The organism is Streptomyces sp. NPDC014889, assembly GCF_043081205.1.
Lineage (GTDB): Bacteria > Actinomycetota > Actinomycetes > Streptomycetales > Streptomycetaceae > Streptomyces.
This window is the reverse complement of sequence record NZ_JBIBWH010000010.1, coordinates 1-25,406: the sequence shown is the minus strand read 5'-3', so window position 1 is coordinate 25,406 and position 25,406 is coordinate 1. Positions and strand designations below refer to the sequence as shown.

Genomic DNA, 25,406 nt, shown 5'->3' with positions numbered 1-25,406 from the left:
CCGTCTCCGTTACTGCCCGAGCAGGGCCCGCACCCGCTCCTGGCCCACCGCGAGCAGCAGCGTGGGCAGGCGCGGACCGGTGTCGCGGCCGACGAGCAGGTGGTAAAGCAGCGCGAAGAAGGTCCGCTGGGCGGTCTTGATCTCCGGCGGCAGCTCCTTGGGCGTGGCGTCGGCGGAGAAACCGGCCTGGACCTTGGGCACGCCGTAGACGAGGTGGGTGAGCCCGTCGAGCGACCAGTGGTCCTCGAGGCCGTCGAGCAGCAGCCGGATCGACTGCTGGGAGGGCTCGTCGAGGGACTTCAGCAGCTCGGTGTCGGGCTCCTCGCGGACGATGGTGCGCTGGTCGGCGGGGACGTGGGAGTTGATCCACGCCTCGGCCCTGTCGTACCGCGGGCGGGCCTCGTCGAGCGAGCCCAGCGGGTTGGCAGGGTCGAGTTCGGACAGGATGCGCAGCGCCTGGTCCTGGTGGCCGGCGGTGATGTCGGCGACGGACGCGAGGGTGCGGTACGGCAGCGGGCGCGGCGTCCTCGGCAGTTCCGCGGCGGCGGTGCCGACGGCCCGCGTGTACGCGGCGACGTCACCGGGCAGGGCCGAGCTGTCGGCGACCTTGGCGGCGAGCTTGTCCCACTCGTCGTACAGGCGCTGGATCTCCTGGTCGAAGGCGATCTTGAAGGACTGGTTCGGCCTGCGCCGGGCGTACAGCCACCGCAGGAGCTGCGGCTCCATGATCTTCAGCGCGTCGGCCGGGGTGGGCACGCCACCGCGCGAGGACGACATCTTCGCCATGCCGGAGATGCCCACGAAGGCGTACATCGGGCCGATCGGCTGCTTGCCTCCGAAGATCCCGACGATCTGCCCGCCGACCTGGAACGAGGAGCCCGGCGAGGAGTGGTCGACGCCGCTCGGCTCGAAGATCACGCCCTCGTACGCCCAGCGCATCGGCCAGTCGACCTTCCAAACCAGCTTGCCGCGGTTGAACTCGCTGAGCCGGACCGTCTCCGAGAAGCCGCACGCGGTGCAGGCGTAGGTCAGCTCGGTGGAGTCGTCGTCGTAGGCGCTGACGGTGGTGAGGTCCTTCTCGCAGTTGCCGCAGTACGGCTTGTACGGGAAGTAGCCGGCGGAGCCGGAGCTGCCGTCGTCCTCGGACGCGGCGCCCGAGCCCTCCTCGGCCTCCAGCTCGGCCTCGTCCACGGGCTTCTGCTGCTTCTTGGCGGCCTTGGGCTTGGTGCGGTACTGGGCGAGGATCGCGTCGATGTCGCCGCGGTGCCTCATCGCGTGCAGGATCTGCTCGCGGTACACGCCGGAGGTGTACTGCTCGGTCTGGCTGATGCCGTCGAACTCCACGCCCAGTTCGGCGAGCGAGGCGACCATCGCGGCCTTGAAGTGCTCGGCCCAGTTGGCGTGCTCGGAGCCCTTGGGGGCCGGGACGGAGGTCAGCGGCTTGCCGATGTGCTCGGCCCACGACTCGTCGACGCCGGTGACACCGGCCGGGACCTTGCGGTACCGGTCGTAGTCGTCCCAGGAGATCAGGTGCCGTACCTCACGGCCCCGGCGGCGGATCTCGTCGGCGACGAGGTGCGGGGTCATGACCTCGCGCAGGTTGCCCAGGTGGATGGGGCCGGACGGCGACAGGCCGGACGCGACGACGACCGGTTTGCCCGGGGCCCGACGCTCCGACTCCTCGATGACGTCGTCCGCGAAACGGGAGACCCAGTCGGCGGTCTCGTTGCTCTGAGCCACGATCGGCACGTCCTCTTTCCCTGAAGTTTCTCTGAAGGTTCTCCGTGGGCAGCCGCTGCGGTCGCACGGCTGACCGCTCCATTGTCCCAGGCGGGTCGGCATCCGTGAAAACGCCTTTTCAACGCGTTGGACGGGCGCGGGCGGCCCGGGGTTCGCCGGGCGACCGGAAAATTCGCTTTACCCCGCGTGGGATACTGGGCCTGTCTATCCATCCCCACGAGGAGAACGGCACCCTTTCCTATGGCCTCGGTCACGTCCCTCACCGCTTCCGTCCACCAGCGCCTCGCGTCCGCCCTCTCGGCCACCCTGCCGGAGACCGGCGCGGCGGACCCGCTGCTGCGACGAAGCGACCGGGCGGACTTCCAGGCCAACGGGATCCTGGCGCTGGCGAAGAAGGCGAAGGGGAACCCGCGGGAGCTGGCGGCGCAGGTCGTCGGGCACGTGGTCACCGGTGACGTGATCAAGGACGTCGAGGTCTCAGGACCCGGCTTCCTCAACGTCACGGTCACCGACCGGGCGATCACGGAGAACCTCGCGGCGCGGGCGGCCGACCCCGACGGCCGCCTCGGCGTGCCGTACGCGGAGCAGCCGGGCACGACGGTGATCGACTACGCCCAGCCGAACGTGGCGAAGGAGATGCACGTCGGTCACCTGCGGTCCGCGGTGATCGGCGACTCCGTGGTCCAGCTCCTCGAGTTCACCGGCGAGAACGTGGTCCGCCGGCACCACATCGGCGACTGGGGCACGCAGTTCGGCATGCTCATCCAGTACCTGGACGAGCACCCGCACGAGCTGGACCACAGGGCGTCCGAGGTGAGCGGCGAGGAGGCGATGTCGAACCTCGACCGCCTCTACAAGGCCGCGCGCAGGCTGTTCGACTCCGACGAGGAGTTCAAGACGCGGGCCCGGCGCCGGGTGGTGGACCTCCAGGCCGGTGACGCGCACACGGTCGCCATGTGGCAGAAGTTCGTGGACGAGTCGAAGATCTACTTCTTCTCGGTCTTCGAGAAGCTGGACATGGAGGTCCGGGACCCGGACATCGTCGGCGAGTCCGGCTACAACGACATGCTCGCCGAGACCTGCCGCCTGCTGGAGGAGTCCGGCGTGGCGGTCCGCTCGGAGGGCGCCCTGTGCGTCTTCTTCGACGACGTCAGGGGCCCGGACGGCAACCAGGTCCCGCTGATCGTCCAGAAGTCCGACGGCGGCTACGGCTACGCGGCCACCGACCTGTCGGCGATCCGGGACAGGGTCTTCAACCTCAAGGCGAACACCCTGCTGTACGTGGTGGACGCCCGCCAGTCCCTGCACTTCAAGATGGTCTTCGAGACCGCGCGGCGGGCCGGCTGGCTGAACGACGACGTGACGGCGTACCAGTTGGCGTTCGGCACGGTGCTCGGCAAGGACGGCAAGCCGTTCAAGACCCGTGAGGGTGAGACGGTCCGCCTGGTCGACCTGCTCGACGAGGCGATCGAGCGTGCCTCGGCGGTCGTCCGGGAGAAGGCGCAGGACCTCTCGGAGGAGGAGATCGCCGAGCGGGGCGCCCAGGTGGGCATCGGCGCGGTGAAGTACGCGGACCTGTCTACGTCGGCGATCCGGGACTACAAGTTCGACCTGGACCAGATGGTCTCGCTGAACGGCGACACGTCGGTCTACCTCCAGTACGCCTACGCGCGGATCCAGTCGATCCTCCGCAAGGCCGGGGAGGTGCGGCCCGCCGCCCGCCCGGAGCTGGAACTGACGCAGGCGGAGCGGGCGTTGGGGCTGCACGCCGACGCCTTCGCGGAGACGGTGCGGGAGGCCGCCGAGGAGTACGCCCCGCACAAGCTGGCCGCGTACCTGTACCAGCTGGCGTCCCTGTACACGTCCTTCTACGACAAGTGCCCGGTGCTGAAGGCAAAGACGCCGGAGCAGGTGGCGAACCGTCTGTTCCTGTGCGACGTCACGGCCCGCACCCTGCACCAGGGCATGGCCCTGCTGGGCATCCGGACGCCCGAGCGCCTCTGACGGACCGGCCGGTCCGTCCGCCGCGGGCCCCGCCCCGTACCCGACGGGCCGGGGCCCGCGCATGTTCCGGCGGACGGCCGCCGGGCCGCCCGTGCGGAGGCAGGGCGGCCCGGCGGGGTGGGGGAGGGTCAGCGCAGCTTCTGCGCGACCTCGGTGGCCCAGTACGTGAGGATGTTGCGCGCCCCGGCCCGCTTGATGCCGGTCAGGGTCTCCAGGATGGCCCGGTCGCGGTCGACCCAGCCCTTCTCGGCGGCGGCCTCGACCATCGAGTACTCGCCGGAGATCTGGTAGGCGGCGACCGGCACGTCCACGGCGTCGGCGACCCGGGCGAGGATGTCGAGGTAGGGGCCGGCCGGCTTGACCATCACCATGTCGGCGCCCTCCTCCAGGTCGAGGGCCAGCTCCCGCAGCGACTCCCGGAGGTTCGCCGGGTCCTGCTGGTAGGTCTTGCGGTCGCCCTTCAGCGAGGAGCCGACGGCCTCCCGGAAGGGCCCGTAGAACGCGGAGGAGTACTTGACGGTGTAGGCGAGGACGGCCACGTCCTCCCGCCCGATCTGGTCGAGCGCGTCCCGGACGACGCCGATCTGCCCGTCCATCATGCCGCTGGGGCCGACGACATGGGCGCCGGCGTCGGCCTGGACCTGGGCCATCTCGGCGTACCGCTCCAGCGTGGCGTCGTTGTCGACCCGCCCCTCGGCGTCGAGGACGCCGCAGTGGCCGTGGTCGGTGAACTCGTCCAAGCACAGGTCGGACATGACGAGCAGCTCGTCCCCGACCTCGGCGCGCACATCGCGCAGCGCGACCTGGAGGATCCCGTCCGGGTCCGTACCCGCCGTCCCGAGGCCGTCCTTCTTCCCGTCCTCCGGCACCCCGAACAGCATGATCCCGGAGATCCCGGCCTCCACCGCCTCGGCGGCCGCCTTCTTCAGGCTGTCGCTCGTGTGTTGGACCACGCCGGGCATCGCCGAGATCGGCACGGGCTCGCTCACGCCCTCACGGACGAACGCGGGCAGGATGAGGTCCGCCGGGTGCAGCCGGGTCTCGGCGACCATGCGCCGCATGGCTGGGGTGGTGCGCAGCCGGCGAGGACGCGTACCGGGAAAGGATCCGTACTTCGTCATGCCCTCTACGCTACGCCCGCCGTCCTGGTGCCTTTGCCGACGGCGAGTCGGCCGGGGCGGGCCCGGCGGTGCCGCCGTCCCGGCGTCCCCGGCCTCGCGTCAGGCGGTCTTCAGGGCGCCGGGCGCCAGTACGAGTTCGGCCTCGGCGAAGGTGCCGGCCGGCCTCGGGCTGCTGCTCGGGCCGTCCGGTGCTTGCCGACCCCGTCGTCGCCGTCGACCTGCTCGACCCCCCCGACCAAGGGAAACGTATCCTCGGCTGCAACTACGGCTCCAGCGTCGGGGAGATCGACATCCCCAGACTGGCCCGCCTCTGTCTGGCGGGCCGGCTGCCGCTGGACGACCTGATCGGCAGAACCCGGCCGCTGCGGGAGACGGCGGAGGCCTTCGACGACCGCAGGTCGAACACCGGGGTCCGAACGATCCTGACGCCCTGAGCCGCCCCCAGCCCGACAGCCGACCCGCGCCCGACCACCTTCCGGAGGCCTGATGTACGCCGTCACCGACCCGACCACCGGCGAAGTCGCCGAGACCTACGCGACCGCCACCGACGCCGAGATCGAGGCGGCCGTCGCCGCCGCCCACGCGGCCACCGCCTGGGGCCGTACCAGCTCCGTGGCCGAGCGCTCCGCGCTGCTGCACCGGCTCGGCGATCTGCACACCGAGCACCAGGCCGAACTGGCCGCGAGCATCGTGCGCGAAATGGGCAAGCCGCTCGCGGAGGCCGAGGGCGAGATCGGCTTCTGCGCCGACATCTACCACTACTACGCCGACCACGCCGAGCAGTTCCTCGCCGACGAGCCGCTCGACGTCACCTCCGGTCCCGGCAGCGCCGTCGTCCGGCGCAGCCCGGTGGGCGTCCTGCTCGGCATCATGCCGTGGAACTTCCCGGCCTACCAGGTGGCCCGCTTCGCCGCCCCGAACCTCGCGCTCGGCAACACCGTCGTCCTCAAGCACGCCCCCCAGTGCCCGGCCACCGCCGCGCTGCTGGAGAAGCTGTTCGCGGACGCCGGCTTCCCGGCCGGCGCGTACGTCAACGTGTACGCCACCAACGAGCAGATCGCCGAGGTGATCGCCGACCCGCGGGTCCAGGGCGTCTCGCTCACCGGCTCGGAGCGCGCCGGTGCCGCCGTCGCCGAGATCGCCGGACGGAACCTGAAGCGCGTCGTCCTCGAACTCGGCGGCTCCGACCCGTTCATCGTGCTGTCCGCCGACGACCTCGACACGGTCGTCGAGGCCGCCGTCGCCGCCCGGCTCGACAACACCGGCCAGGCCTGCAACGCCGCCAAGCGGTTCGTCGTCGTCGAGGACCTCTACGATGCGTTCGTCGAGAAGTTCACCGCCCGGCTGCTCGCGGGCGAGACCGGTGCCCCGCTGTCGTCGGTCGCCGCCGCCGAGAACCTCGCCCGGCAGGTCGACGAGGCGGTCGCCCAGGGCGCCACCCTGCACAGCGAGGGCGAGCGGCGCGGGGCCTACTTCCCGGCCGGCGTCCTCACCGGGCTCACCACCGAACACACCGCCGCCCGCCAGGAACTCTTCGGACCGGTCGCGATGGTCTTCCGGGCGGCCGACGAGGACGACGCGGTGCGCATCGCCAACGACACCCCCTACGGCCTGGGGTCCTATCTCTTCACCACCGACCCCGCGCAGGCCGAGCGCGTCGCCGACCGCATCGAGGCCGGCATGGTCTTCGTCAACGGCGTCGGCGCGGAGGGCGCCGAACTGCCCTTCGGCGGCATCAAGCGCTCCGGCTTCGGCCGCGAACTCGGCCGCCCGGGAATCGAGGAGTTCGTCAACAAGAAGCTCATCCGTACCGTGGCGTAACGATTCGTCAGCGGGTCCGGGCCTCCGACAGGGGCCCGGACTTCCGCATCAGCTCGCGCGGCCCGCCCGATGGCAGGATGCCGTGCATGGCCGATGTGTGGAACGTGACCTGCCGTCCCCGCTGGAGACGCGCCCTGTGGCCCTTCGTCCGGGTGAGCGCCGACGCCCGCGGTCTGCACATGCGGACGCTGCTGCGCCACCGGAGCGTTCCGTGGGGCGACATCGCCGAACTGCGCGTGCACCGGAAATCCGCGCGAACCGGCTGTCGCGTCAGCCTGCTGCTGCACGACGGACACGAACGACTCCTGCCCCTGCCGCGCGGCCGCTCGTCCGACGACCCGGACTTCGACGCCGAGGTGGAAGCGCTCCGCGCACTGCACCGCCGCCACGCGGCCACGGAGTCGAGCAAGGTCCCCGCCGTGTCGTACCGCACCGCCCGGCGCGGCTGGGTGGGGCTGCTGGTCGTATGCCCTGTGCTGCTCGCGTGCGCGGCCATGGCCGCACAGTCCGTGTCCGGCACCGCGTCGGACGAACGGGCGTGGAAGTCGGCCACCGCGTGCACCGCCCGGACGCCCGCCGCGGAGCGCCGCGAGTGCCTGACCACGACGCCGGCCGTGATCTCGCGGACCGAGGCCGATGTTCCCAAGCGGAGCAGCTGGCTGTACTTCACCGACGGCCGGCCGGTGGAGCGGCTCTTTGTCCCGCGCGACGCCGCCCTGGAATTCGAGGGCGGTGGCAGTGTCGAACTCACTTTTTGGCGCGGCCGGTTGATGAAGGTCTCCGGAAAGAACCACGTGTGGCGCCAGGACATCCCCACGGCCGGGGGCACGGCCGCCTGGGCGGCCGCGTTCCTCCTCGCCGCGGGCTGCTCCGCGGCCCACTCACTGCTGAGACTGCTCGGGCGCCGACTGCGCGACGACGAAAGCCTCCCGCCGGTCCTCCCTTTCGCGGGCGCGCTCGCCGCCACCGCCCTGTGGCTCCTGCCGCTCTGCTACCTCCACCCCACGACCCTGTTCTCCTCGACCGTGGCGATCACGTGGCTGGCCGTGGGCTCGCTGGTCACGCTGGGCCTGTTCGCCGGGGCCTGGCACACCACCTCCGCCACCGCGCCAGGAGCGGCGACCGCGAAGCCCGCCGCCGAAGAGACCGGGGAGGAGTTCCTGCCCGCCCGCTTCCTGGAGGACACCGACTACAACCCGCACGGCTTCGGCACCCACATCGTCCTGGACGGCGGCCCTCTCGCGGTGGCGCCCGGTCCCGGCCGGTTCGCGGCAAGGCCGATACCGGTGCAGCGGCTCACCCTCAAGAACGTACGGCGCGCCCGGCACACCGACCCCGTGGACAGACGCTGGGACGTCGCGGAACTCGACGACGCCGGCACCCCGGTCCGCCTCGCGGCCGAACCCGCCGACCTGGCCCGCGTCCTGCGCGAACTGGCCCGCGCGAAAACCTCCCTGAACACCGCGAACCCCGAGCCGTGAAGGGCCGCGGCGGCCCACGACGGCGACGGGGCCCATGAAAATGAGCTGGTGGCGGAACGCGCCGCTACGGCACGTTCCGCCACCAGCTCAGTCAGCACTCACGTCGCGCTCACGTCGACGAGCGGCGCCTGCGCGCCCCCGGGCGCCGTTCGCTCGGCCGGGTCACCGGGTCGCCCGCGTCCAGGGCCGCGAGGCGGCGGCGTGCGCCGAAGTCGGCCAGGGCCTCGGCCAGCTTGTGGACGGACGGCTCCGGAGCCATCACGTCCACCCGCAGGCCGTGCTCCTCGGCGGTCTTCGCCGTGGCCGGGCCGATGCAGGCGATCACCGTCACGTTGTGCGGCTTGCCCGCGATGCCGACCAGGTTGCGCACCGTGGAGGACGACGTGAACATCACCGCGTCGAAGCCGCCGCCCTTGATGGCCTCGCGGGTCTCCGCCGGCGGCGGAGAGGCGCGGACCGTGCGGTAGGCCGTGACGTCGTCGACCTCCCAGCCCAGTTCGATCAGGCCCGCCACGAGAGTCTCCGTGGCGATGTCGGCGCGGGGCAGGAAGACACGGTCGATCGGGTCGAAGACCGGGTCGTACGGCGGCCAGTCCTCGAGCAGGCCGGCGGCCGACTGCTCGCCGCTGGGCACCAGGTCCGGCTTCACGCCGAAGGCGATCAGCGCCTTGGCCGTCTGGTCGCCGACCGCGGCCACCTTGATGCCGGCGAAGGCACGGGCGTCCAGGCCGTACTCCTCGAACTTCTCCCGCACCGCCTTCACCGCGTTGACCGAGGTGAACGCGATCCACTCGTAGCGTCCGGTCACCAGGCCCTTGACCGCGCGCTCCATCTGCTGAGGCGTGCGCGGCGGCTCTACGGCGATCGTCGGGACCTCGTGCGGCACGGCCCCGTAGGACCGGAGCTGGTCGGAGAGCGAGGCCGCCTGCTCCTTGGTGCGCGGCACGAGGACCTTCCAGCCGAACAGCGGCTTGGACTCGAACCAGGAGAGCTGGTCGCGCTGGGCGGTCGCGCTGCGCTCGCCGACCACGGCTATCACCAGGCGGCCGCCGTCCGGGGACGGCAGGACCTTGGCCTGCTTCAGGGTCTGCGCGATCGTGCCGAGCGTCGCCGTCCAGGTGCGCTGGCGGGTGGTCGTACCGGCGACCGTCACCGTCAGCGGGGTGTCGGGCTTGCGGCCCGCCGAGACCAGTTCGCCGGCCGCCACGGCGACCGAGTCGAGCGTGGTCGACACCACTACCGTGCCGTCCGAGGCGCCGACCTCGGTCCAGCAGCGATCCGAGGCGGTGCGCGCGTCGACGAACCGTACGTCGGTGCCCTGGGCGTCGCGCAGCGGCACCCCGGCGTACGCGGGCACGCCGACGGCGGCCGCGATGCCGGGGACGACCTCGAAGGGGACGCCCGCGGCGGCGCAGGCGAGCATCTCCTCCGCGGCGTACGTGTCGAGCCCCGGGTCCCCGGACACCGCACGGACGACCCGCCTGCCGCCCCGCGCGGCCTCCATGACAAGATGTGCGGCATCCCGCACCGCGGGGACCCCAGCGGTTGTTGACGTGCCGTCAACTACCGTGAGCTGGGGCGTGCCCGTGCCCGGATGCGAGTCCGCCGAAGGACCCGGATCCGTGTGCACGACGGCGACGCCCTGCCTGGCGTGTGTGCGCACGACGTCGAGCACCTCGTGCTCGGCGACGAGGACATCCGCGTTGGCCAGCGCCTCCACGGCGCGCAGTGTGAGCAGTCCCGGATCTCCGGGTCCGGCACCGAGGAAGGTGACGTGCCCGTGTTCGGGACAGGCGGGAAGGGTGGTGGGGCTCACTGTGCTCGCTCCCCCATCAGACCGGCCGCGCCCTGGGCGAGCATCTCGGTGGCGAGTTCGCGACCGAGCGCCATCGCCTGGTCGTGCGTCCGGGGCACGGGACCGGTGGTGGACAGCTGCACCATTGCGGAGCCGTCGGGCCTGCCGACGACGCCACGCAGGCGCATTTCCTTGACAATCCGCCCGTCACTCAAGAGGTCGGCCAGTGCGCCCACAGGGGCGCTGCAGCCGGCCTCCAGGGCGGCGAGCAGTGACCGCTCGGCGGTCACGGCGGCCCGCGTGTGCGGGTCGTCGAGCTCGGCGAGCTGGGCGGCGAGGCTCGCGTTGGCCGCGGTGCACTCGACCGCCAGGGCCCCCTGGCCGGGGGCCGGCAGAATCGTGTCGACCGACAGGAAGTCGGTCGCCTCGTCGCTCCGGCCGACCCGGTTCAGCCCGGCGGCGGCCAGGACCACCGCGTCGAGCTCGCCGTTCTTGACGAAGCCGATGCGGGTGTCGACGTTGCCCCGGATCGGGACCGTCTCGATGTCCAGGCCGTGGGCACGGGCGTACGCGTTGAGCTGGGCCATGCGGCGCGGCGAGCCCGTACCGATGCGCGCCCCGCGGGGCAGGTCGGTGAACTTCAGCGCGTCTCTGGCGACGAGTACGTCGCGCGGGTCCTCGCGCTGGGGCACGGCGGCCAGGACCAGGTCCTCGGGCTGCGTGGTGGGCAGGTCCTTGAGCGAATGAACCGCGAAGTCCACCTCGCCCCGCTGCAACGCCTCGCGCAGCGCGGCCACGAACACACCCGTGCCGCCGATCTGCGCGAGGTGCTCACGGGAGATGTCGCCGTAGGTGGTGACCGGGACGAGCTCGACAGGCCGTCCGGTCACCTGGCTCACGGCGTCCGCCACCAACCCGGACTGGGCCATGGCGAGCTTGCTGCGCCTGGTCCCGAGCCTCAGTGCCTTCTCAGTCATGCTGGCCCTCGGTTCTTGCTGTGCTTCTCGGAGTCGTCGTGCTTCTCGGAGTCTTCGGAATCGCGGTCGGCCCGGGAGACGGAGGCGACCGTCTCGGGGTCCAGGTCGAACAGGGTGCGCAGCGCGTCCGCGTACCCGGCGCCGCCGGGCTCGGCCGCGAGCTGCTTGACCCTGACTGTCGGCGCGTGCAGCAGCTTGTCCACGACCCGCCGGACGGTCTGGGTGATCTCCGTCCGGTGCTTGTCGTCGAGGCTGGGCAGCCGCCCCTCCAGGCGGGCGATCTCGCTGCTCACGACATCGGCGGCCATGGTGCGCAGCGCGACGACGGTGGGCGTGATGTGCGCCGCCCGCAGGGCCGCCCCGAAGGCCGCGACCTCGTCGGAGACGATACGGCGGACCTGGTCGACGTCGGCGGCCATCGGAGCGTCGGCGGAGGCCTCGGCGAGCGACTCGATGTCCACCAGGCGCACCCCGGCGAGCCGGTGCGCGGCCGCGTCGACGTCGCGCGGCATGGCGAGGTCCAGCACGAAGAGGACCGGCTCGGGACGCGGTACGGCGGCGACCGGCTCGGGCCTGCGGTGCTCGGGCACGCGGCCGGCGCCGGCCTGGGTCGCGGCGAGCACGCTGATCAGCTCGGCGTCGCTCTCCGGGTCGGCCCCGGCACGGGCGGCCTCGCGGCGGTCGACGGTCCCGTTGTCCACCCAGGTCCCGTGCTGCTCCAGGGTGGTCGCGTCCATGCCGGCCACGGCGGACTCGCCCATCAGGGAGAATCCGGGCTCGGCGGCGAGGTCCAGCGGGCAGTTCTCGTCGGCGCCGGCGGCGCCCACGAGCGGCACGGGGGTCTCGCGTACGTCGGTGCGGACCGCCCCGCGCTCCTCACCGACGGCGAGCGGCACGGCGACGGTCGCCCCGGTACGGCCCTCGACCGCGGCGGTGACCGTCTCGGCGGTCAGCACGAGTCCCGTCGCGCCGGTGCAGGAGACGGCGACATCTGCACGTGTCAGCTCGAACGGCACCGCGTCCATCGGTACCGCGCGGGCCGACACGTCCGCGTCGTCGCCCTCGGTGAGGATCTGGACAAGGCGCTCGGCCCGGTCCTGCGTACGGTTGGCGATCACTATCTCGCCGACGCCGATCCGGGCGAGCGTGGCCGCGGCCAGCGACGACATCGAACCGGCGCCGATGACCAGGGCGTTCTTGCCGCGCGCCCAGGCCCGCACGTCCGCGCCGCCGGAGAGCTGCTCCAGGCCGAAGGTGACCAGGGACTGCCCGGCGCGGTCGATGCCGGTCTCGGAGTGGGCGCGCTTGCCGACCCTGAGGGCCTGCTGGAACAGGTCGTTCAGCAGCCGCCCGGCGGTGTGCAGGTCCTGGGCGCGGGCCAGGGAGTTCTTGATCTGGCCGAGGATCTGGCCCTCGCCGACGACCATCGAGTCCAGGCCGCAGGCCACCGAGAACAGATGGTGGACGGCCCGGTCCTCGTAGTGCACGTAGAGGTACGGGGTGAGCTCCTCGAGACCGACCCCGCTGTGCTGGGCGAGCAGCGTGGACAGCTCGGCGACACCGGCGTGGAACTTGTCCACGTCGGCGTACAGCTCGATGCGGTTGCAGGTGGCGAGCACGGCGGCCTCGGTGGCCGGCTCGGCGGCGACGGCGTCCTGGAGCAGCTTGTCCTGGCCGTCCGCGCTCAGCGAGGCGCGCTCCAGGAGGCTGACCGGGGCGCTGCGGTGGCTCAGTCCGACGACGAGAAGGCTCATGCCGGCATCACGGCGGGGACATCCCCGTCCGGGCCCTGGTCGGTGGACTCGTCACGGACCGCGGTGGCGGTCGGGAGCGCGCGGTCGGCGACGGCCTCCTCGCCGGCCTTGCGCTGCTCGTGGAAGGCGAGGATCTGCAGCTCGATGGAGAGGTCGACCTTGCGCACGTCGACGCCGTCCGGGACGGACAGCACGGTCGGCGCGAAGTTCAGGATGGAGGTGACACCGGCGGCCACGAGGCGGTCGCAGACCTGCTGGGCGGCGCCCGCGGGGGTCGAGATCACGCCGATCGAGACGCCGTTGTCCCGGATGATCCTCTCCAGCTCGTCGGCGTGCTGGACCGGGATGCCGGCGACGGGCCGGCCGGCCATCGCGGGGTCGGCGTCGATGAGCGCGGCGACACGGAAGCCGCGGGAGGCGAACCCGCCGTAGTTGGCGAGGGCGGCGCCGAGATTGCCGATGCCGACGATGACAACCGGCCAGTCCTGGGTGAGGCCGAGTTCACGGGAGATCTGGTACACGAGATACTCGACGTCGTAACCCACCCCGCGGGTCCCGTAGGAGCCGAGGTAGGAGAAGTCCTTGCGCAGCTTGGCGGAATTGACCCCCGCCGCGGCCGCGAGCTCCTCGGAGGAGACCGTGGGCACCGAGCGCTCCGACAGTGCGGTCAGGGCTCGGAGGTACAGCGGAAGCCTGGCGACGGTGGCCTCGGGAATCCCTCGGCTACGGGTCGCCGGTCGGTGAGTTCGGCCAGTTGCCACGGTGCTCCTGCGGGTAGAGCGGGGCTGCGGGCGGTCATATGTCCCCAGACCGCCCCGTCGACAGCAGGCTATGTCTTTGTGAACGTGTGCACAAAGATGGTGTCCGATTTGCCCGGCCAACGTGACCGGGGTCACGCATGCCCGGCGCGGTTGCCCGGAGCCGGCGCATCCGCACCACCGCGCCTTTCTTGTTGGGGGCAAAACCGCACACTCTCCTCTACGATCCCCACCCCCGAGACCAGGACGCCATCGATCCTAGGCGACTTCCGGCCACTTTGAACTCATCGGTCAGTCTCGATCAACCCGCGAGCTCCTTGCGCAGTCGCTCCTCGTTCACCCGCCAGAAGGTGTGCTGTTCACCGTCGACGAGTACGACCGGAATCTGCTCCCAGTACCGGTCGTACAGCTCCCGGTCCTGGGTGATGTCCTTCTGCTCCCAGACGACACCGAGATCGGCGCAGACCTTCTCCACGACGGCCTGCGCGTCGTCGCACAGATGGCAGCCCGGCTTGCGGACGAGGGTGACGAGCCGCCCCTGGGGCCCGGGGGACTTGCGGCGGAAGATGGGACTCATGTCGGCCATTGTCGCTCCGGCACGCGGCCGCGGAACCCCGTCGGCGCGGCCGCGTGGAACCCGCCGGCGCGGACCGGCGCAACGCCGCCGTCGCGCAGAGTTCACGGCCCGCGAAACCTCTCGACTCCGGAACCACCCCGCCAACTGGCTATGCTCACGCCATGGCCGCTCTCGGATGGCTCACTTCCCGTAGGCGCTCCGCCACGGCGCGAAGCGTGTTGGCAGGCGAGGCCTCGGCGGAGGCAGCGCGCAAATCCTCGCAGGAAGCGGGCGTCCCGCCGTCCCCGCAGGAGGCCTCGGAGTTCCCGGTGCACGGGGACGAGAGGGCCGCGGCCTTCTTCGACCTGGACAACACCGTCATGCAGGGCGCCGCCCTGTTCCACTTCGGCCGCGGTCTGTACAAGCGGAAGTTCTTCGACACGCGCGACCTCGCCAAGTTCGCCTGGCAGCAGGCGTGGTTCCGGCTGGCGGGGGTCGAGGACCCCGAGCACATGCAGGACGCCCGCGACTCCGCGCTGTCGATCGTGAAGGGCCACCGGGTCGCCGAGCTGAAGTCGATCGGCGAGGAGATCTACGACGAGTACATGGCCGAGCGGATCTGGCCGGGCACCCGCGCACTCGCCCAGGCCCATCTGGACGCCGGCCAGAAGGTGTGGTTGGTCACAGCCGCGCCTGTGGAGATCGCGCAGGTCATCGCCCGCCGCCTGGGCCTGACCGGCGCGCTGGGCACGGTGGCGGAGTCCGTCGACGGCGTGTACACCGGCCGCCTGGTCGGCGAGCCGCTGCACGGCCCGGCGAAGGCGGAGGCGGTACGCGCCCTGGCCGCGGCGGAGGCCCTGGACCTGAGCCGCTGCGCCGCCTACAGCGACTCCCACAACGACATCCCCATGCTGTCCCTGGTCGGCCACCCCTACGCCATCAACCCCGACGCCAAGCTCCGCCGCCACGCCCGTGAGATGGACTGGCGCCTGCGCGACTACCGCACCGGCCGCAAGGCGGCCAAGGTCGGCATCCCCGCCGCGGCCGGCGTCGGCGCCGTGGCCGGCGGCACCGCGGCGGCCATCGCCCTGCACCGCCGCCGCCGCTGACACCGGCGCACCGCCGGGCCCCTCACTCCCCGCACGCACCCGTGCCGCCCAATGGCGGCACGGGCCTTCGGTGATCGCGGCTGAGCGGCGCACCGGAACCGCGGGCAATTGACCGAACGTACGCCCATGCCGTTCTGGCCATTCGACTTGGCGGTGCATCGCCATGAAGCGCCCCAGACCTGGACCGAAGACGGAACAGATCGGTCAGCAAACGGTCACCCTCCGACGCTCGAACGCATGCCAATCAGTTACGGAAGCGACGGAATCGGTGATTTGAGCAACTCGGTGTAGCAGCGCCTATACGAAGCGTTATTCTCCTCAGACGCAAACCGGTTCCCCATCGTCGCTACGACGGGTGAACGGTTCCGCACTTCACGTGATGGAAGCTCTGCCTCTGGGAGTCCCGTGTACCCACACGTCGGGGTTGACGCCTCGGGCCTGGCTACGCTCCGCGCAACGGTCCTGGACCTGCTGCGCGGTCTCGTCCCCACCGCGTACGCCGGCCCCGCATTCGCCACCGCCGCGCCGGTAGGCCCTGCCTACGCGCTGGCCGACGGCATGGAGCAGGTGCCGAGGCGCAGCGCCGTGGTCGAGGGACGACGTACGGGCGACGCGCGGGCGGCCGGCAGACGAGGACGCCCGGCCGCGGCGGCCACCGTCCGCCGCCCGGCCGCGGACAGCGACAGCGCCCGGATGATGGAGCTCGTCGAGCGCGCCCAGGCCGGCGAGGCCGACGCCTTCGGACGGCTCTACGACCAGTACAGCGACACCGTGTACCGGTACATCTACTACCGCGTCGGCGGCAAGGCGACGGCCGAGGACCTCACCAGCGAGACCTTTCTGCGCGCCCTGCGCCGCATCGGGACCTTCACCTGGCAGGGCCGCGACTTCGGCGCCTGGCTGGTCACCATCGCCCGCAACCTCGTCGCCGACCACTTCAAGTCCAGCCGGTTCCGGCTGGAGGTCACCACCGGCGAGATGCTCGACGCCAACGAGGTCGAGCGCTCCCCCGAGGACTCCGTCCTCGAATCGCTGTCCAACGCCGCCCTCCTGGAGGCCGTACGACGGCTCAACCCGCAGCAGCAGGAGTGCGTCACGCTCCGCTTCCTCCAGGGCCTGTCCGTGGCCGAGACCGCCCGGGTGATGGGCAAGAACGAGGGCGCCATCAAGACCCTCCAGTACCGGGCCGTACGCACCCTGGCCCGGCTTCTCCCCGACGACGCGCGCTGAGCCGCACACACGCTCCGCGACCTTCAACTCACGCTCCGTCGAGGCACGTTGACTTCTCGATCCGATCCGCCCGGGTCCGTAACCCAAGTGCCGCGCCGCTCGTTGTGCGGGCTAGAGGCTCCCTGTGGTCACGCCTTGGCCAATCCTGATCGACCCGATCGGAAGAAACGGCTGTGGACGTGCACCCTCAGGACCCCCGGGGAGTCGACCGTCATGACGAGAGGAGGTGCCGCCAGTGATCGCGAAAGTATCGGCGCACCGGCGGGCGCACGCCTTCGCCCAGGCCCTGGAAGAGCTGTCCGACCGGGGCACGGCGGCCGAAGAGGCCGAAGGACCGGCACCGGCCACGGCTGCCGCGGAACAGACCGAGCACGGCCGCATGCTGGCCCTCGCCACCGGTCTGGACGCGCTGCCGCGGCCGGAGCTGGACCCCGAGGTCAAGGTCGTCCAGCGGGCCCGCCTGGTGGCCGCGATGGAGGCCATGCTCCAGGAGAGCCCGGCGGGCGAGGCGAGTGACCCACCGGTGCCCAGGCAACGGGCGCGCGGCGCACACCGGGCGAGCGGCCTGGGGAAACTGCGGCCGCGCACGCGGCTGAGCAAGTCGCTGGCCGCCGGCGGACTGAGCGTGGGGGTGGCCGCGGGAGCCTTCGGCGGAGTGGCCGCCGCCAGCTCCGACGCCCTCCCCGGTGACTCGCTGTACGGGCTCAAGCGCGGCATCGAGGACTTCAGGCTCACCTACCTGACCGACGGCGCCGACGAGCAGGGCCAGGCCTACCTCGATCTGGCCTCGACCCGCCTGAGCGAGGCCCGCAGGCTGATGGAGCGCGGCCGCGGTGGACAACTCGACCACGAGTCGATCGGCGAGATCCGCCGCACCCTGTCCGGGATGCAGCACGACGCCACCGAGGGCCACCGCCTGCTGCACCAGGCGTACGAGCGCGACCCCGACTCCCTGCGTCCCATCCAAGCCCTCTCCACCTTCTCGCGGTCCCACCGCGAGGCCTGGGGCGCGCTCCGCGACCGGCTCCCCGTGCAGCTCGGCGACGTCAGTCAGCAGGTGTCGTCGGTGTTCGACGCCATAGACGACGAGGTAGCCCCGCTGCAGTCGATGCTCCCCCAGCCCTCCGCCCCGGGCGGCGAGGGCGGGCAGCACGGCCCCCGGCCGACGCCGTCCGCCGGTTCGCCCGGCGCCGGGCACTCGGCCCAGCCCAGCACCGGCACCGACGCCTCCTCCGGCAGCCCCCACTCCGGCAGTGACGACCCCAGCGCGTCGGCCGGCTCCGGCGGCGAGGACGACGGACTGCTCGGCGGCTCCACCGGCGACCTGTTCGATCCGCCGAAGCCCAGCGGCAGCGCCTCGCCGTCCGCGCCCAAGTCGCCGCCCAGCGGCCCGGACGTGACGATCCCGCCGCTGCTCCCGGGCCTGCTGCCCGGCCTCGGCATCAACGCGGAGGACGCGAAGTAGGCGGTGCGAGCAGCCCCACGACGGCGGGGGCGTCCCTCAACGAGGGGCGCCCCCGCCGTCGTGACACCGTCAGAAGAACACCGACCTGCGCTGCACCAGCAGCTTGACTCCCATGTCTGCCGTCCTCGCACTGCTCCGCAGGCTTCGGACGACTGCGCCGGACTCCGTCCGCCGGCTCCACACAGCCGGATCCCCGTGCTCCAGCGCACCGTCCCACCGAGGGTCCGTCCCCGTCAGAAGAACACCGACCTGCGCTGCACCAGCAGCTTGTACAGCGTGTGCTGGATCTGTTCGCGGACCTGGTCGGTCAGGTTGAACATCAGCATCGGGTCCTCGGCCGCCTCCGGCGGATACCCGTCCGTCGCGATGGGCTCACCGAACTGGATCGTCCACTTCGTCGGCAGCGGGATCGCGCCCAGCGGGCCCAGCCACGGGAAGGTGGGCGTCAGCGGGAAGTACGGGATGCCCAGCAGCCGCGCGAGGGTCTTGGCGTTGCCGATCATCGGGTAGATCTCCTCGGCCCCGACGATCGAGCACGGGATGATCGGCACGCCCTGGCGCAGCGCGGTCGACACGAAGCCGCCGCGGCCGAACCGCTGCAGCTTGTAGCGCTCGCTGAACGGCTTTCCGATGCCCTTGAAGCCCTCCGGCATCACCCCCACCAGCTCGCCCTGCCCCAGCAGCCGCTCGGCGTCCTCCGTACAGGCGAGGGTGTGGCCGAGCTTGCGGGCCAACTCGTTGACCACCGGCAGCACGAACACCAGGTCGGCCGCGAGCAGCCGCAGATGCCGATCCGCGGGATGCCGGTCGTGGACGGCGACCTGCATCATCAGTCCGTCCAGCGGCAGCGTGCCGGAGTGGTTGGCCACGATCAGGGCGCCGCCCTCGGCGGGGATGTTCTCGATGCCCTTCACATCGACCCGGAAGTACTTCTCGTACAGCGGCCGCAGCAGGGACATCAGGAGCTGGTCGGTGAGCTCGGCGTCGTAGCCGAAGTCGTCGACGTCGTAGTCCCCGGTGAGGCGGCGGCGCAGGAACGCCAGACCGCTCGCGATGCGACGCTCCAGGCCGCCGTCCTCCGCCGGCCCGCTCGGCGGCCGCGGCGGCCGTTCCTCACCGGTCACCGGGACATCCTCCTGCGCGGTCCCCCTGCCGGGCAGGGGCTGCACCTCTCCGACCGCCGCCGGCTCGGCGCCGGTGCGGCGGCTCCCCGTGCCCCGGCGCCGCGACGGCCGCTGTCCGGCGCTGCCACGGGACCGGTCGTCGTCGAACGGAATGACCTTGGCATCGGCCATGGTGCTGCGCTCCTCAGTTGGCGCTCTGCGTCTGGGGGTGGCCACTGCCCGGCTGGGACAGCGCGGCGATCCGGTCGACGGCCCCCGCGAGGGCCTCCGGCGGCAGCAGCCCGGGGCCGCGGCTGCGGGCGAACTCCGCGAAGGTCTCCGCGGTCGTGTACTTGGGCGTGAAGCCGAGTGTCTCGCGCATCTGGTCCGTCGCCACGACCCGGCCGTGGGTCAGCAGGCGGATCTGCTCGGGTGAGAAGTCCGTCATTCCCAGCGTACGCACCAATGAGCCCGCCCACGTCACGGCGGGCAGCAGCAACGGCACCGTGGGGCGTCCCAGCCGCCGGGAGCACTGCGAGAGCAGCAGCACGCCGTCGCCGGCGATGTTGAACGTGCCGCTGTTGAGGGTGGCGCGGCGCGGCTCGTGCGAGGCGATCCGCAACACCTCGATCACGTCGTCCTCGTGCACGAACTGCAGCCGCGGGTCGTAGCCGAACACCGTCGGCAGCACCGGCAGCGAGAAGTACGAGGCGAGCGGGGTGTCCGCCGTCGGTCCGAGGATGTTGGCGAACCTGAGCACGCACACGGCGACGTCCGGCCGCCGCCTGGCGAAGCCCCGCACATACCCCTCGACCTCGACCGTGTCCTTCGCGAACCCGCCGGACGGCAGGGACTTGGGCGAGGTGGTCTCGGTGAACACCGCCGGGTCGCGGGACGCGGAGCCGTAGACGTTGGTGCTGGACTTGACCACCAGCCGCTTGACGGACGGGGACTTCTGGCAGGCGCCCAGCAGCTGCATGGTGCCGATGACGTTGGTCTCCTTGACCAGGGCCCGGCTGCCGCTGCCCAGCGCGGTGCCGGTCACGTCCATGTGCACCACGGTGTCGGCGGACGTCTCGGCGAGCACCCGCGCGATCGTGGGCTGCCTGATGTCCGCCTGGACGAAGTCGGCGCCGCCCAGATGGTGCTCGGGCGGGACCGCGTCCACGGCGACCACCCGGTCGACCTGTGCGTCCCGCTGGATACGGCGCACGAACCGGCCCGCGAGCTGACGGGCCACCCCGGTCACGAGCACGACCTGTCCCAAGATCAGCGCCTTCCTTCCCGCCCGGATTCCCACCGGGTTCCCCGTGTGCGGCCAACCTATCGGGTCGGGGCCGCGCCGCGGCGGGGCTCGGTGCGCGACGTGACGGAAGGTACGTGCGTGCGAATGGGATCGAGCCACCACGGCGGCCGGCCCCCGGACGCACGCGACCCCCCACCGGACGGTGGGGGGTCACAGACACGCTTTCGCGTTGGCGCGTACCTCGCGCGACCGGCGTCTACTTCTTGTTGCGACGCTGGACGCGGGTGCGCTTGAGCAGCTTGCGGTGCTTCTTCTTGGCCATCCGCTTGCGCCGCTTCTTGATAACAGAGCCCACGACTACCCTCGCTCACTTCTCATCACTCGGTGTTTGGGCGCCATGGGCCCACACGACCTACGAGGGGCTAGCCTACCCGCCCGAGAGCTGAGGTCGTAATCGAGGTGTCCGGAGGGATCCGGAAGTGTTCCGTACTGTCCTTCACGGACCCCTCCTGATCGTCGTCAGGCGGTGTCCACCCCCACGTAGCTCTCGCGGAGGTACTCGTGAACCGCTTGCTCCGGGACACGGAAGGACCGCCCCACCCGGATCGCGGGCAGATGACCGCTGTGCACCAGGCGGTACACGGTCATCTTCGACACTCGCATGACCGAGGCGACTTCCGCCACGGTAAGGAACTGAACCTCGTTCAGAGGCCTTTCGCCAGCTGCAGCCATGACACACCTGAACCTTCCGCACTCGACGGCCACCGGCTTCCCCTTCCGGTGACTCTTCGTCGCTGCGTGCTCACTCCCCAGGGTAGGGGCGTGTGATGCGAGTGGGGAAGAGGTGGACCATCGGCGTCCTACTGTGACAGACAGGCGCGATTGAGTACGTAGCGGGCCAGCGGGCGGTAGTGGACGGGCCGTACGCCGTCATCAAGTGGAACGACGACGGACACGTGCCCCTCGGCCTGCCCCACGAAGAGCGCGGGGTCGTTCGTGTCGGCCGGACCCATCGCCTCGAACCCCAGCTGACCTGCGCCGCAGACCCAGCCGTGATCCCCGATCACCAGGTCGGGCAGCGGGCCGCCGGCGTCTGCCGCCGCAGCGAGCGCCAGCCGAACCGGGAGCGGTGAATGCGTGTGTGCGCCGGGCTCACCACCGGAGCGTTCGGCGCCGGGAGGCCGGACCAGGGCGACTCCGCGGACGTACTCGAGGCGGTACGTGCGTAGACCGAACCGGGTCGTTATGTCGACAGAACGACCCTGCGCGGGGGTGAGGACGGTACACCCCGCCGCCGACAGGGCGTCCGCCAGCGCAGCGTAGAAACCGAGCAGCCGGTGCGGGTGCCCGGTGCCCAGGAGCACAGGGGCGCCCCGCCGTGCCGCCGCACCGAGCCGGTCCGCGAAGGCGTCCAGCGCGGCCAGCGTCAGATCCGGGTCGATGACATCCGGGCCGAAAGTGTGCCGCGGATCGGCCGAAACACCGCACCTGCGCGCCATCAGCTCGATCAAGTCCCGCTGCCGCCAGGGCCCTTCGGGGTCGATACCGATCAGCACCCGCGGGTCCCGGGCCGCGAACAGCCGGTAGCTGCGCAGTCCGGCCTCCCGCGTCGTGGCCACCGCCCCGGCGAGACGGGCCCGCACCAGATGGGCGCGCAGCGCCGCGATGCTCAACACCCCAGCGATGCTGACGCACGGCCGCCGCGGTCGTCCCGGGAACCCGGGAACACCGCACAGTCGGCCTAATCGAAAAGCCCGTTCGCCAGGAGGCGGCGCTACGGCAACAGGCCCCGCAGCGGGAACACCGCCCGCCGGGTCGCCAGGATCGCCTGGTCCAGCCGGTCCGCCGGGTCGTACCCCGCCTCCCAGTCCGCCCAGGAGACCGGCGAGCGCCCGTCGGTCATCCGCATCGGGCCCAACTGCCGTGTCCGCGCGTACACCGCCTGCCGCCAGCTCTCCGGAATCACCGTCTCCGGCTCCACCGGACGTCCCACGGCGATCCCCACCAGATGCGTCCACGACCGGGGGACGACGTCCACCACCTCGTATCCGCCGCCGCCCAGCGCGATCCACCGGCCCTCGGCGTGCTCGTGGGCCAGTTCGTGGCACGCCATCTGCACCGCACGCTGCGCGTCCAGCGACACCGTCAGATGCGCCAGCGGATCCTCGAAGTGCGTGTCGGCCCCGTGCTGGGTGACCAGCACCTGCGGCCGGAAGTCGGCAACCAGTTCGGGCACCACCGCGTGGAACGCCCGCAGCCACCCGGCGTCCCCGGTGCCCGCCGGCAGCGCCACGTTCACGGCCGATCCCTGGGCGGACGGGGCCCCGGTCTCCTGCGGCCATCCCGTCTGCGGGAACAGCGTCCTGGGGTGCTCGTGCAGCGAGATCGTCAGCACCCGCGGGTCCTCCCAGAACGCGGTCTGCACCCCGTCCCCGTGGTGCACGTCGGTGTCGACGTACACGACCCGCTCGGCACCCAGTTCCAGCAGCCGCGCGATGGCCAGCGCCGCGTCGTTGTAGACGCAGAAGCCCGACGCGGCGCCCGGCATCGCGTGGTGCAGCCCGCCCGCGAAGTTCACCGCGTGCAACGCGTCCCCCTGCCACACGGCCTCCGCCGCCGCCACCGACTGCCCCGCGATCAGCGCGGACACCTCGTGCATCCCGGCGAACGCCGGATCGTCCAGCGTCCCCAGGCCGTACGCGGTGTCCGCCGCGCCCGGATCCGCCGACGCGGCCTTCACCGCCTCGATGTAGTCCTCCCGGTGAACCAGCCGCAGCGTCGAGTCACCGGCCGGCCTGGCCGCCACCAGCCGCGCCTCCCGGTCGAGTCCGAGCGCGTCGACCAGTTTCCGGGTCAGGACGAGGCGGACCGGGTCCATCGGGTGGTCCCGGCCGAAGTCATAGCCCGTTACTGCCTCGTCCCACATCAGCTGTGCGCGGCCGCTCATGCCCGTCACCGTATCGGTCCGGGCGTGGCGCGAACGACCCGGCGCACACCGATGTCACCAGCACCAACGCCATGGGCACCAGCATCGCCCCGCGGTAGCTCCACGCGTCGCCCAGCGCGCCCACCAGCGGGGAGCCGACCAGGAAACCCACGTAGTTGAAGATGTTCAGCCGAGCGACGGCCTGGTCCGACCCGCCGGGGCCGTGGTTCTCAAAAGCGTGCCGCCCGGCCGCGGCGAAGGTCTGCGGCACCAGCACGCACAGACCCAGCCCCAGCAGCGTGAACCCGAGCATGCCCACCCAGGGGCCGGGCGCCGCGGCGACCACCGCGAACCCCAGCGCCGCCACCAGCGCGCCCAGCCGTACGACGGCCACGGCGCCGAACCGCCGCACCCCGGTGTCCCCGATGGCCCGCCCCAGCAGCGTGGTGACCATGTACACGTTGTACGGCACCGTCGCCAGCTGCTCGGAGCTGCCCAGCGTGTCCTGGAGGTACTTGGCGCTCCAGTTGGAGACGGTCGAGTCGCCGATGTACGCGAAGGTCATCACCAGGCAGAGCGGCAGCAGCAGGCGGAAGACGACGGTCCCGCCGGCCTTCACGTCGTCCTCCCCGTCGCCCTTCTCGTCCGCCTTCCCGGGTGCGGTGGCGGCGTCGACGTACCACCGGCTGCCCACGAGGGCCGCCGGCAGCAGCACCGCCACCACCGGCAGGTACGACACCCACAGGGCCAGGTGCCAGTGCGCCCCGGCCCAGGCCAGTGAGGCTCCCAGGATCCCGCCGAGGCTGTAGACGGCGTGGAAGCCGAGCATGATGCTGCGGCCGTACGCCCGCTGGAGGCTCACCCCGAGCATGTTCATCGAGGCGTCCAGCATTCCCACGGCCAGCCCGAACACGGCCAGGGCGACAGCCAGTTCGGCGACCCGGTCGCCCGCACCGACACCGAGCAGGGACAGGAGGACGACGGGCTGGGACCAGCGCAGCAGCCGGCTCGGCCGGACGCGCTTCACCAGTTGTTCGGTGGTCGTGCTGCCGACACCGGCGAGGATCGGCACGGCGGCCAGGAAGACCGGCAGCAGCGCGTCGGAGACCCCGTACCGGCCCTGGATGGCCGGGATGCGCGTCACGAGGAGAGCGAAGGCGACGCCCTGTGCGAAGAAGCTGAACGCCAGCGAGGCCCTACCGCGCCGCAGCACCACTGTCATGGCGGCGAGCGTAGGGCCCTGGGCTACCTGTGGGTAGGTCCGGTGAAAGATGAATTCTGCTCAGCTTCCGCCTAAGCTCCTGGCGAGGGCGAGTGCCTTCGGGGACTTCGCGGCGTTGTGGGCCGTGGCGGGCTGCTGGGTGTCGGTGGGCTCCTGGGCCTGGGTGGATCCCTCGGCTGCGGCGTTCGTCTCCGCGATTGGCATGTGCGCCATCGGCCCGGCGGCCAGACCGCTCAGCAGGAACCGATCACCATCGTGACCGCGAGGATCACGGTGCCGAGCCACACCATGGTGTCCACAGGACGGCCGCCGCGGTGGCCGACGTCATGTCAGCAGGTCGGCCAACTCCTCCATGCGCGAGAAGAGTTGGGTGGCATCGGCGAGCTTCGCGGCCGGGGTCATCGCCGTGAACCCGCAGACGTCCATCCCGGCCGCGACGGCGGCCCGGACGCCCAGCGGGGAGTCCTCCACGACGACGCACCGCTCCGGGGCCACTCCCATCCGGTCGGCGGCGTGCAGGAACAGGTCCGGCGCCGGCTTGCCCCGGCCGACGTCCTGCGAACTGAAGATCCGCTCCTCGTCGAACCACCGGTCCAGGCCGGTCGACCGGTGCCCCACCCGGATCCGCTCATGACTTCCCGAGGACGCGACACAGTACGGGGTCCCGTCCACTGTCAGCTTCTCCAGTACGTCGGCGGCACCGGGCACCGGCTTCAACTCCCGCTGGAAGGCGGCGAACACACGGGCGTGGAAGACATCGTCGAAGTCGTCCGGCAGCCGCTTCCCCGTCCGCTCCAGGACGAGGTCGTGGACCCGGTGCATCGCCGACCCCATGTAGTCGCGGATGGAGTCCTCGTAGGAGGTGGGGTGCCCCAGCTCGGTGAGATAGTCGGCGAGGAGCCGGTTGGAGATGGGCTCACTGTCGACGAGGACGCCGTCGTTGTCGAAGATGACGAGGTCGTAGCGCATGAGTACGAGCCTAAACGAGTGCCGGCCGACCTGCCGTAAACGCAGAAAACCCCCGTGCCGAATGGCACGGGGGTTTTCTCACAATTTGTTCGGCGGTGTCCTACTCTCCCACAGGGTCCCCCCTGCAGT

22 protein-coding genes are annotated in these 25,406 nt (G+C 71.5%); 7 read left to right on the top strand and 15 right to left on the bottom strand.

Annotated features, from left to right (window positions below):
- Positions 1 to 9: 9 nt before the first annotated feature.
- Complete coding sequence (lysS, locus tag ACF09J_RS20845) at positions 10 to 1,749, bottom strand: lysine--tRNA ligase (protein ID WP_392306941.1); 1,740 nt, start codon at positions 1,747 to 1,749, stop codon at positions 10 to 12.
- Between the two features lie 231 nt (positions 1,750 to 1,980).
- Here lysS and argS point away from each other — a divergent pair, with 231 nt between their 5' ends.
- On the top strand, positions 1,981 to 3,744 hold the full coding sequence (argS, locus tag ACF09J_RS20840) for an arginine--tRNA ligase (RefSeq protein WP_392306940.1): 1,764 nt from the start codon (positions 1,981 to 1,983) through the stop codon (positions 3,742 to 3,744).
- Between the two features lie 128 nt (positions 3,745 to 3,872).
- Here argS and hemB read toward each other — a convergent pair whose 3' ends face one another.
- Positions 3,873 to 4,865 (bottom strand): porphobilinogen synthase, encoded by a 993-nt coding sequence (hemB, locus tag ACF09J_RS20835; RefSeq protein WP_392306939.1) that lies wholly within the window; start codon positions 4,863 to 4,865, stop codon positions 3,873 to 3,875.
- 188 nt (positions 4,866 to 5,053) lie between these two features.
- On the opposite strand from hemB, the gene ACF09J_RS20830 reads away from it, so the two are divergent.
- From ACF09J_RS20830 to ACF09J_RS20820, 3 genes are all read left to right on the top strand, one after another.
- A complete protein-coding gene (locus tag ACF09J_RS20830) occupies positions 5,054 to 5,299 on the top strand; it encodes a hypothetical protein (RefSeq protein WP_392306938.1) in 246 nt (81 codons plus the stop codon).
- A gap of 52 nt (positions 5,300 to 5,351) precedes the next feature.
- Entirely contained in the window at positions 5,352 to 6,686 is a 1,335-nt protein-coding gene (locus ACF09J_RS20825; protein ID WP_392306937.1) for an NAD-dependent succinate-semialdehyde dehydrogenase, read from the top strand.
- Positions 6,687 to 6,772: 86 nt separating this feature from the next.
- A complete protein-coding gene (locus tag ACF09J_RS20820; protein WP_392306936.1) occupies positions 6,773 to 8,167 on the top strand; it encodes a PH domain-containing protein in 1,395 nt (464 codons plus the stop codon).
- Positions 8,168 to 8,276: 109 nt separating this feature from the next.
- Here ACF09J_RS20820 and ACF09J_RS20815 read toward each other — a convergent pair whose 3' ends face one another.
- From ACF09J_RS20815 to ACF09J_RS20795, 5 genes are all read right to left on the bottom strand, one after another.
- The gene (locus tag ACF09J_RS20815; protein WP_392306935.1) at positions 8,277 to 9,983 is read right to left on the bottom strand and encodes a uroporphyrinogen-III synthase; all 1,707 of its coding nucleotides are present in this window, start codon (positions 9,981 to 9,983) and stop codon (positions 8,277 to 8,279) included.
- Positions 9,980 to 10,939, bottom strand: coding sequence for a hydroxymethylbilane synthase (gene hemC, locus ACF09J_RS20810; RefSeq protein ID WP_392306934.1), 960 nt, complete (start codon positions 10,937 to 10,939; stop codon positions 9,980 to 9,982). The genes ACF09J_RS20815 and hemC overlap by 4 nt, the downstream gene beginning before the upstream one ends.
- On the bottom strand, positions 10,936 to 12,693 hold the full coding sequence (locus tag ACF09J_RS20805) for a glutamyl-tRNA reductase (protein WP_392306933.1): 1,758 nt from the start codon (positions 12,691 to 12,693) through the stop codon (positions 10,936 to 10,938). The genes hemC and ACF09J_RS20805 overlap by 4 nt, the downstream gene beginning before the upstream one ends.
- The gene (locus ACF09J_RS20800) at positions 12,690 to 13,454 is read right to left on the bottom strand and encodes a redox-sensing transcriptional repressor Rex (RefSeq protein ID WP_392306932.1); all 765 of its coding nucleotides are present in this window, start codon (positions 13,452 to 13,454) and stop codon (positions 12,690 to 12,692) included. Before ACF09J_RS20800 ends, ACF09J_RS20805 begins: the two co-directional genes overlap by 4 nt.
- Positions 13,455 to 13,752: 298 nt before the next feature.
- The gene (locus tag ACF09J_RS20795) at positions 13,753 to 14,037 is read right to left on the bottom strand and encodes a glutaredoxin family protein (RefSeq protein WP_392306931.1); all 285 of its coding nucleotides are present in this window, start codon (positions 14,035 to 14,037) and stop codon (positions 13,753 to 13,755) included.
- 152 nt (positions 14,038 to 14,189) lie between these two features.
- Here ACF09J_RS20795 and ACF09J_RS20790 point away from each other — a divergent pair, with 152 nt between their 5' ends.
- From ACF09J_RS20790 to ACF09J_RS20780, 3 genes are all read left to right on the top strand, one after another.
- Entirely contained in the window at positions 14,190 to 15,116 is a 927-nt protein-coding gene (locus ACF09J_RS20790; RefSeq protein WP_392306930.1) for an HAD family hydrolase, read from the top strand.
- 405 nt (positions 15,117 to 15,521) lie between these two features.
- Positions 15,522 to 16,346, top strand: coding sequence for an ECF subfamily RNA polymerase sigma factor, BldN family (locus ACF09J_RS20785; RefSeq protein WP_392306929.1), 825 nt, complete (start codon positions 15,522 to 15,524; stop codon positions 16,344 to 16,346).
- A 235-nt stretch (positions 16,347 to 16,581) separates the two neighbouring features.
- Positions 16,582 to 17,811, top strand: a complete 1,230-nt coding sequence (locus ACF09J_RS20780) for a DUF5667 domain-containing protein (protein ID WP_392306928.1) — start codon at positions 16,582 to 16,584, stop codon at positions 17,809 to 17,811.
- Between the two features lie 233 nt (positions 17,812 to 18,044).
- Here the strand turns inward: ACF09J_RS20780 and ACF09J_RS20775 are convergent, their stop codons facing one another.
- The 8 genes from ACF09J_RS20775 to ACF09J_RS20740 all read right to left on the bottom strand — a co-directional run bounded on the left by ACF09J_RS20775 (position 18,045) and on the right by ACF09J_RS20740 (position 25,277).
- The gene (locus ACF09J_RS20775) at positions 18,045 to 19,106 is read right to left on the bottom strand and encodes a lysophospholipid acyltransferase family protein (RefSeq protein WP_392306927.1); all 1,062 of its coding nucleotides are present in this window, start codon (positions 19,104 to 19,106) and stop codon (positions 18,045 to 18,047) included.
- 13 nt (positions 19,107 to 19,119) lie between these two features.
- Complete coding sequence (locus ACF09J_RS20770) at positions 19,120 to 20,181, bottom strand: NAD-dependent epimerase/dehydratase family protein (RefSeq protein WP_392306926.1); 1,062 nt, start codon at positions 20,179 to 20,181, stop codon at positions 19,120 to 19,122.
- A 235-nt stretch (positions 20,182 to 20,416) separates the two neighbouring features.
- Positions 20,417 to 20,515 carry a 30S ribosomal protein bS22 gene (locus ACF09J_RS20765; protein ID WP_003948845.1) on the bottom strand — a complete coding sequence of 33 codons (99 nt, stop codon included), beginning with the start codon at positions 20,513 to 20,515 and terminating at the stop codon, positions 20,417 to 20,419.
- 164 nt (positions 20,516 to 20,679) lie between these two features.
- On the bottom strand, positions 20,680 to 20,892 hold the full coding sequence (locus ACF09J_RS20760) for a helix-turn-helix domain-containing protein (RefSeq protein ID WP_157842153.1): 213 nt from the start codon (positions 20,890 to 20,892) through the stop codon (positions 20,680 to 20,682).
- A gap of 128 nt (positions 20,893 to 21,020) precedes the next feature.
- Positions 21,021 to 21,836 (bottom strand): phosphatase, encoded by an 816-nt coding sequence (locus ACF09J_RS20755; RefSeq protein WP_392306925.1) that lies wholly within the window; start codon positions 21,834 to 21,836, stop codon positions 21,021 to 21,023.
- A 98-nt stretch (positions 21,837 to 21,934) separates the two neighbouring features.
- Positions 21,935 to 23,107, bottom strand: coding sequence for an acetoin utilization protein AcuC (locus tag ACF09J_RS20750; protein WP_392306924.1), 1,173 nt, complete (start codon positions 23,105 to 23,107; stop codon positions 21,935 to 21,937).
- Positions 23,058 to 24,308 (bottom strand): MFS transporter, encoded by a 1,251-nt coding sequence (locus ACF09J_RS20745; protein ID WP_392306923.1) that lies wholly within the window; start codon positions 24,306 to 24,308, stop codon positions 23,058 to 23,060. The genes ACF09J_RS20750 and ACF09J_RS20745 overlap by 50 nt, the downstream gene beginning before the upstream one ends.
- A 324-nt stretch (positions 24,309 to 24,632) precedes the next feature.
- Positions 24,633 to 25,277 (bottom strand): HAD family hydrolase, encoded by a 645-nt coding sequence (locus ACF09J_RS20740; protein ID WP_392306922.1) that lies wholly within the window; start codon positions 25,275 to 25,277, stop codon positions 24,633 to 24,635.
- Between the last annotated feature and the right edge of the window lie 129 nt (positions 25,278 to 25,406).

Coding starts and splice junctions, on each gene's coding strand:
- argS (WP_392306940.1), top strand. CDS start 1,981: ATGGCCTCGGTCACGTCCCTCACCGCTTCCGTCCACCAGCGCCTCGCG.
- hemB (WP_392306939.1), bottom strand. CDS start 4,865: ATGACGAAGTACGGATCCTTTCCCGGTACGCGTCCTCGCCGGCTGCGC.
- ACF09J_RS20825 (WP_392306937.1), top strand. CDS start 5,352: ATGTACGCCGTCACCGACCCGACCACCGGCGAAGTCGCCGAGACCTAC.
- ACF09J_RS20820 (WP_392306936.1), top strand. CDS start 6,773: ATGGCCGATGTGTGGAACGTGACCTGCCGTCCCCGCTGGAGACGCGCC.
- hemC (WP_392306934.1), bottom strand. CDS start 10,939: ATGACTGAGAAGGCACTGAGGCTCGGGACCAGGCGCAGCAAGCTCGCC.
- ACF09J_RS20805 (WP_392306933.1), bottom strand. CDS start 12,693: ATGAGCCTTCTCGTCGTCGGACTGAGCCACCGCAGCGCCCCGGTCAGC.
- ACF09J_RS20795 (WP_392306931.1), bottom strand. CDS start 14,037: ATGGCCGACATGAGTCCCATCTTCCGCCGCAAGTCCCCCGGGCCCCAG.
- ACF09J_RS20790 (WP_392306930.1), top strand. CDS start 14,190: ATGGCCGCTCTCGGATGGCTCACTTCCCGTAGGCGCTCCGCCACGGCG.
- ACF09J_RS20775 (WP_392306927.1), bottom strand. CDS start 19,106: ATGGCCGATGCCAAGGTCATTCCGTTCGACGACGACCGGTCCCGTGGC.
- ACF09J_RS20760 (WP_157842153.1), bottom strand. CDS start 20,892: ATGGCTGCAGCTGGCGAAAGGCCTCTGAACGAGGTTCAGTTCCTTACC.
- ACF09J_RS20750 (WP_392306924.1), bottom strand. CDS start 23,107: ATGAGCGGCCGCGCACAGCTGATGTGGGACGAGGCAGTAACGGGCTAT.
- ACF09J_RS20745 (WP_392306923.1), bottom strand. CDS start 24,308: ATGACAGTGGTGCTGCGGCGCGGTAGGGCCTCGCTGGCGTTCAGCTTC.
- ACF09J_RS20740 (WP_392306922.1), bottom strand. CDS start 25,277: ATGCGCTACGACCTCGTCATCTTCGACAACGACGGCGTCCTCGTCGAC.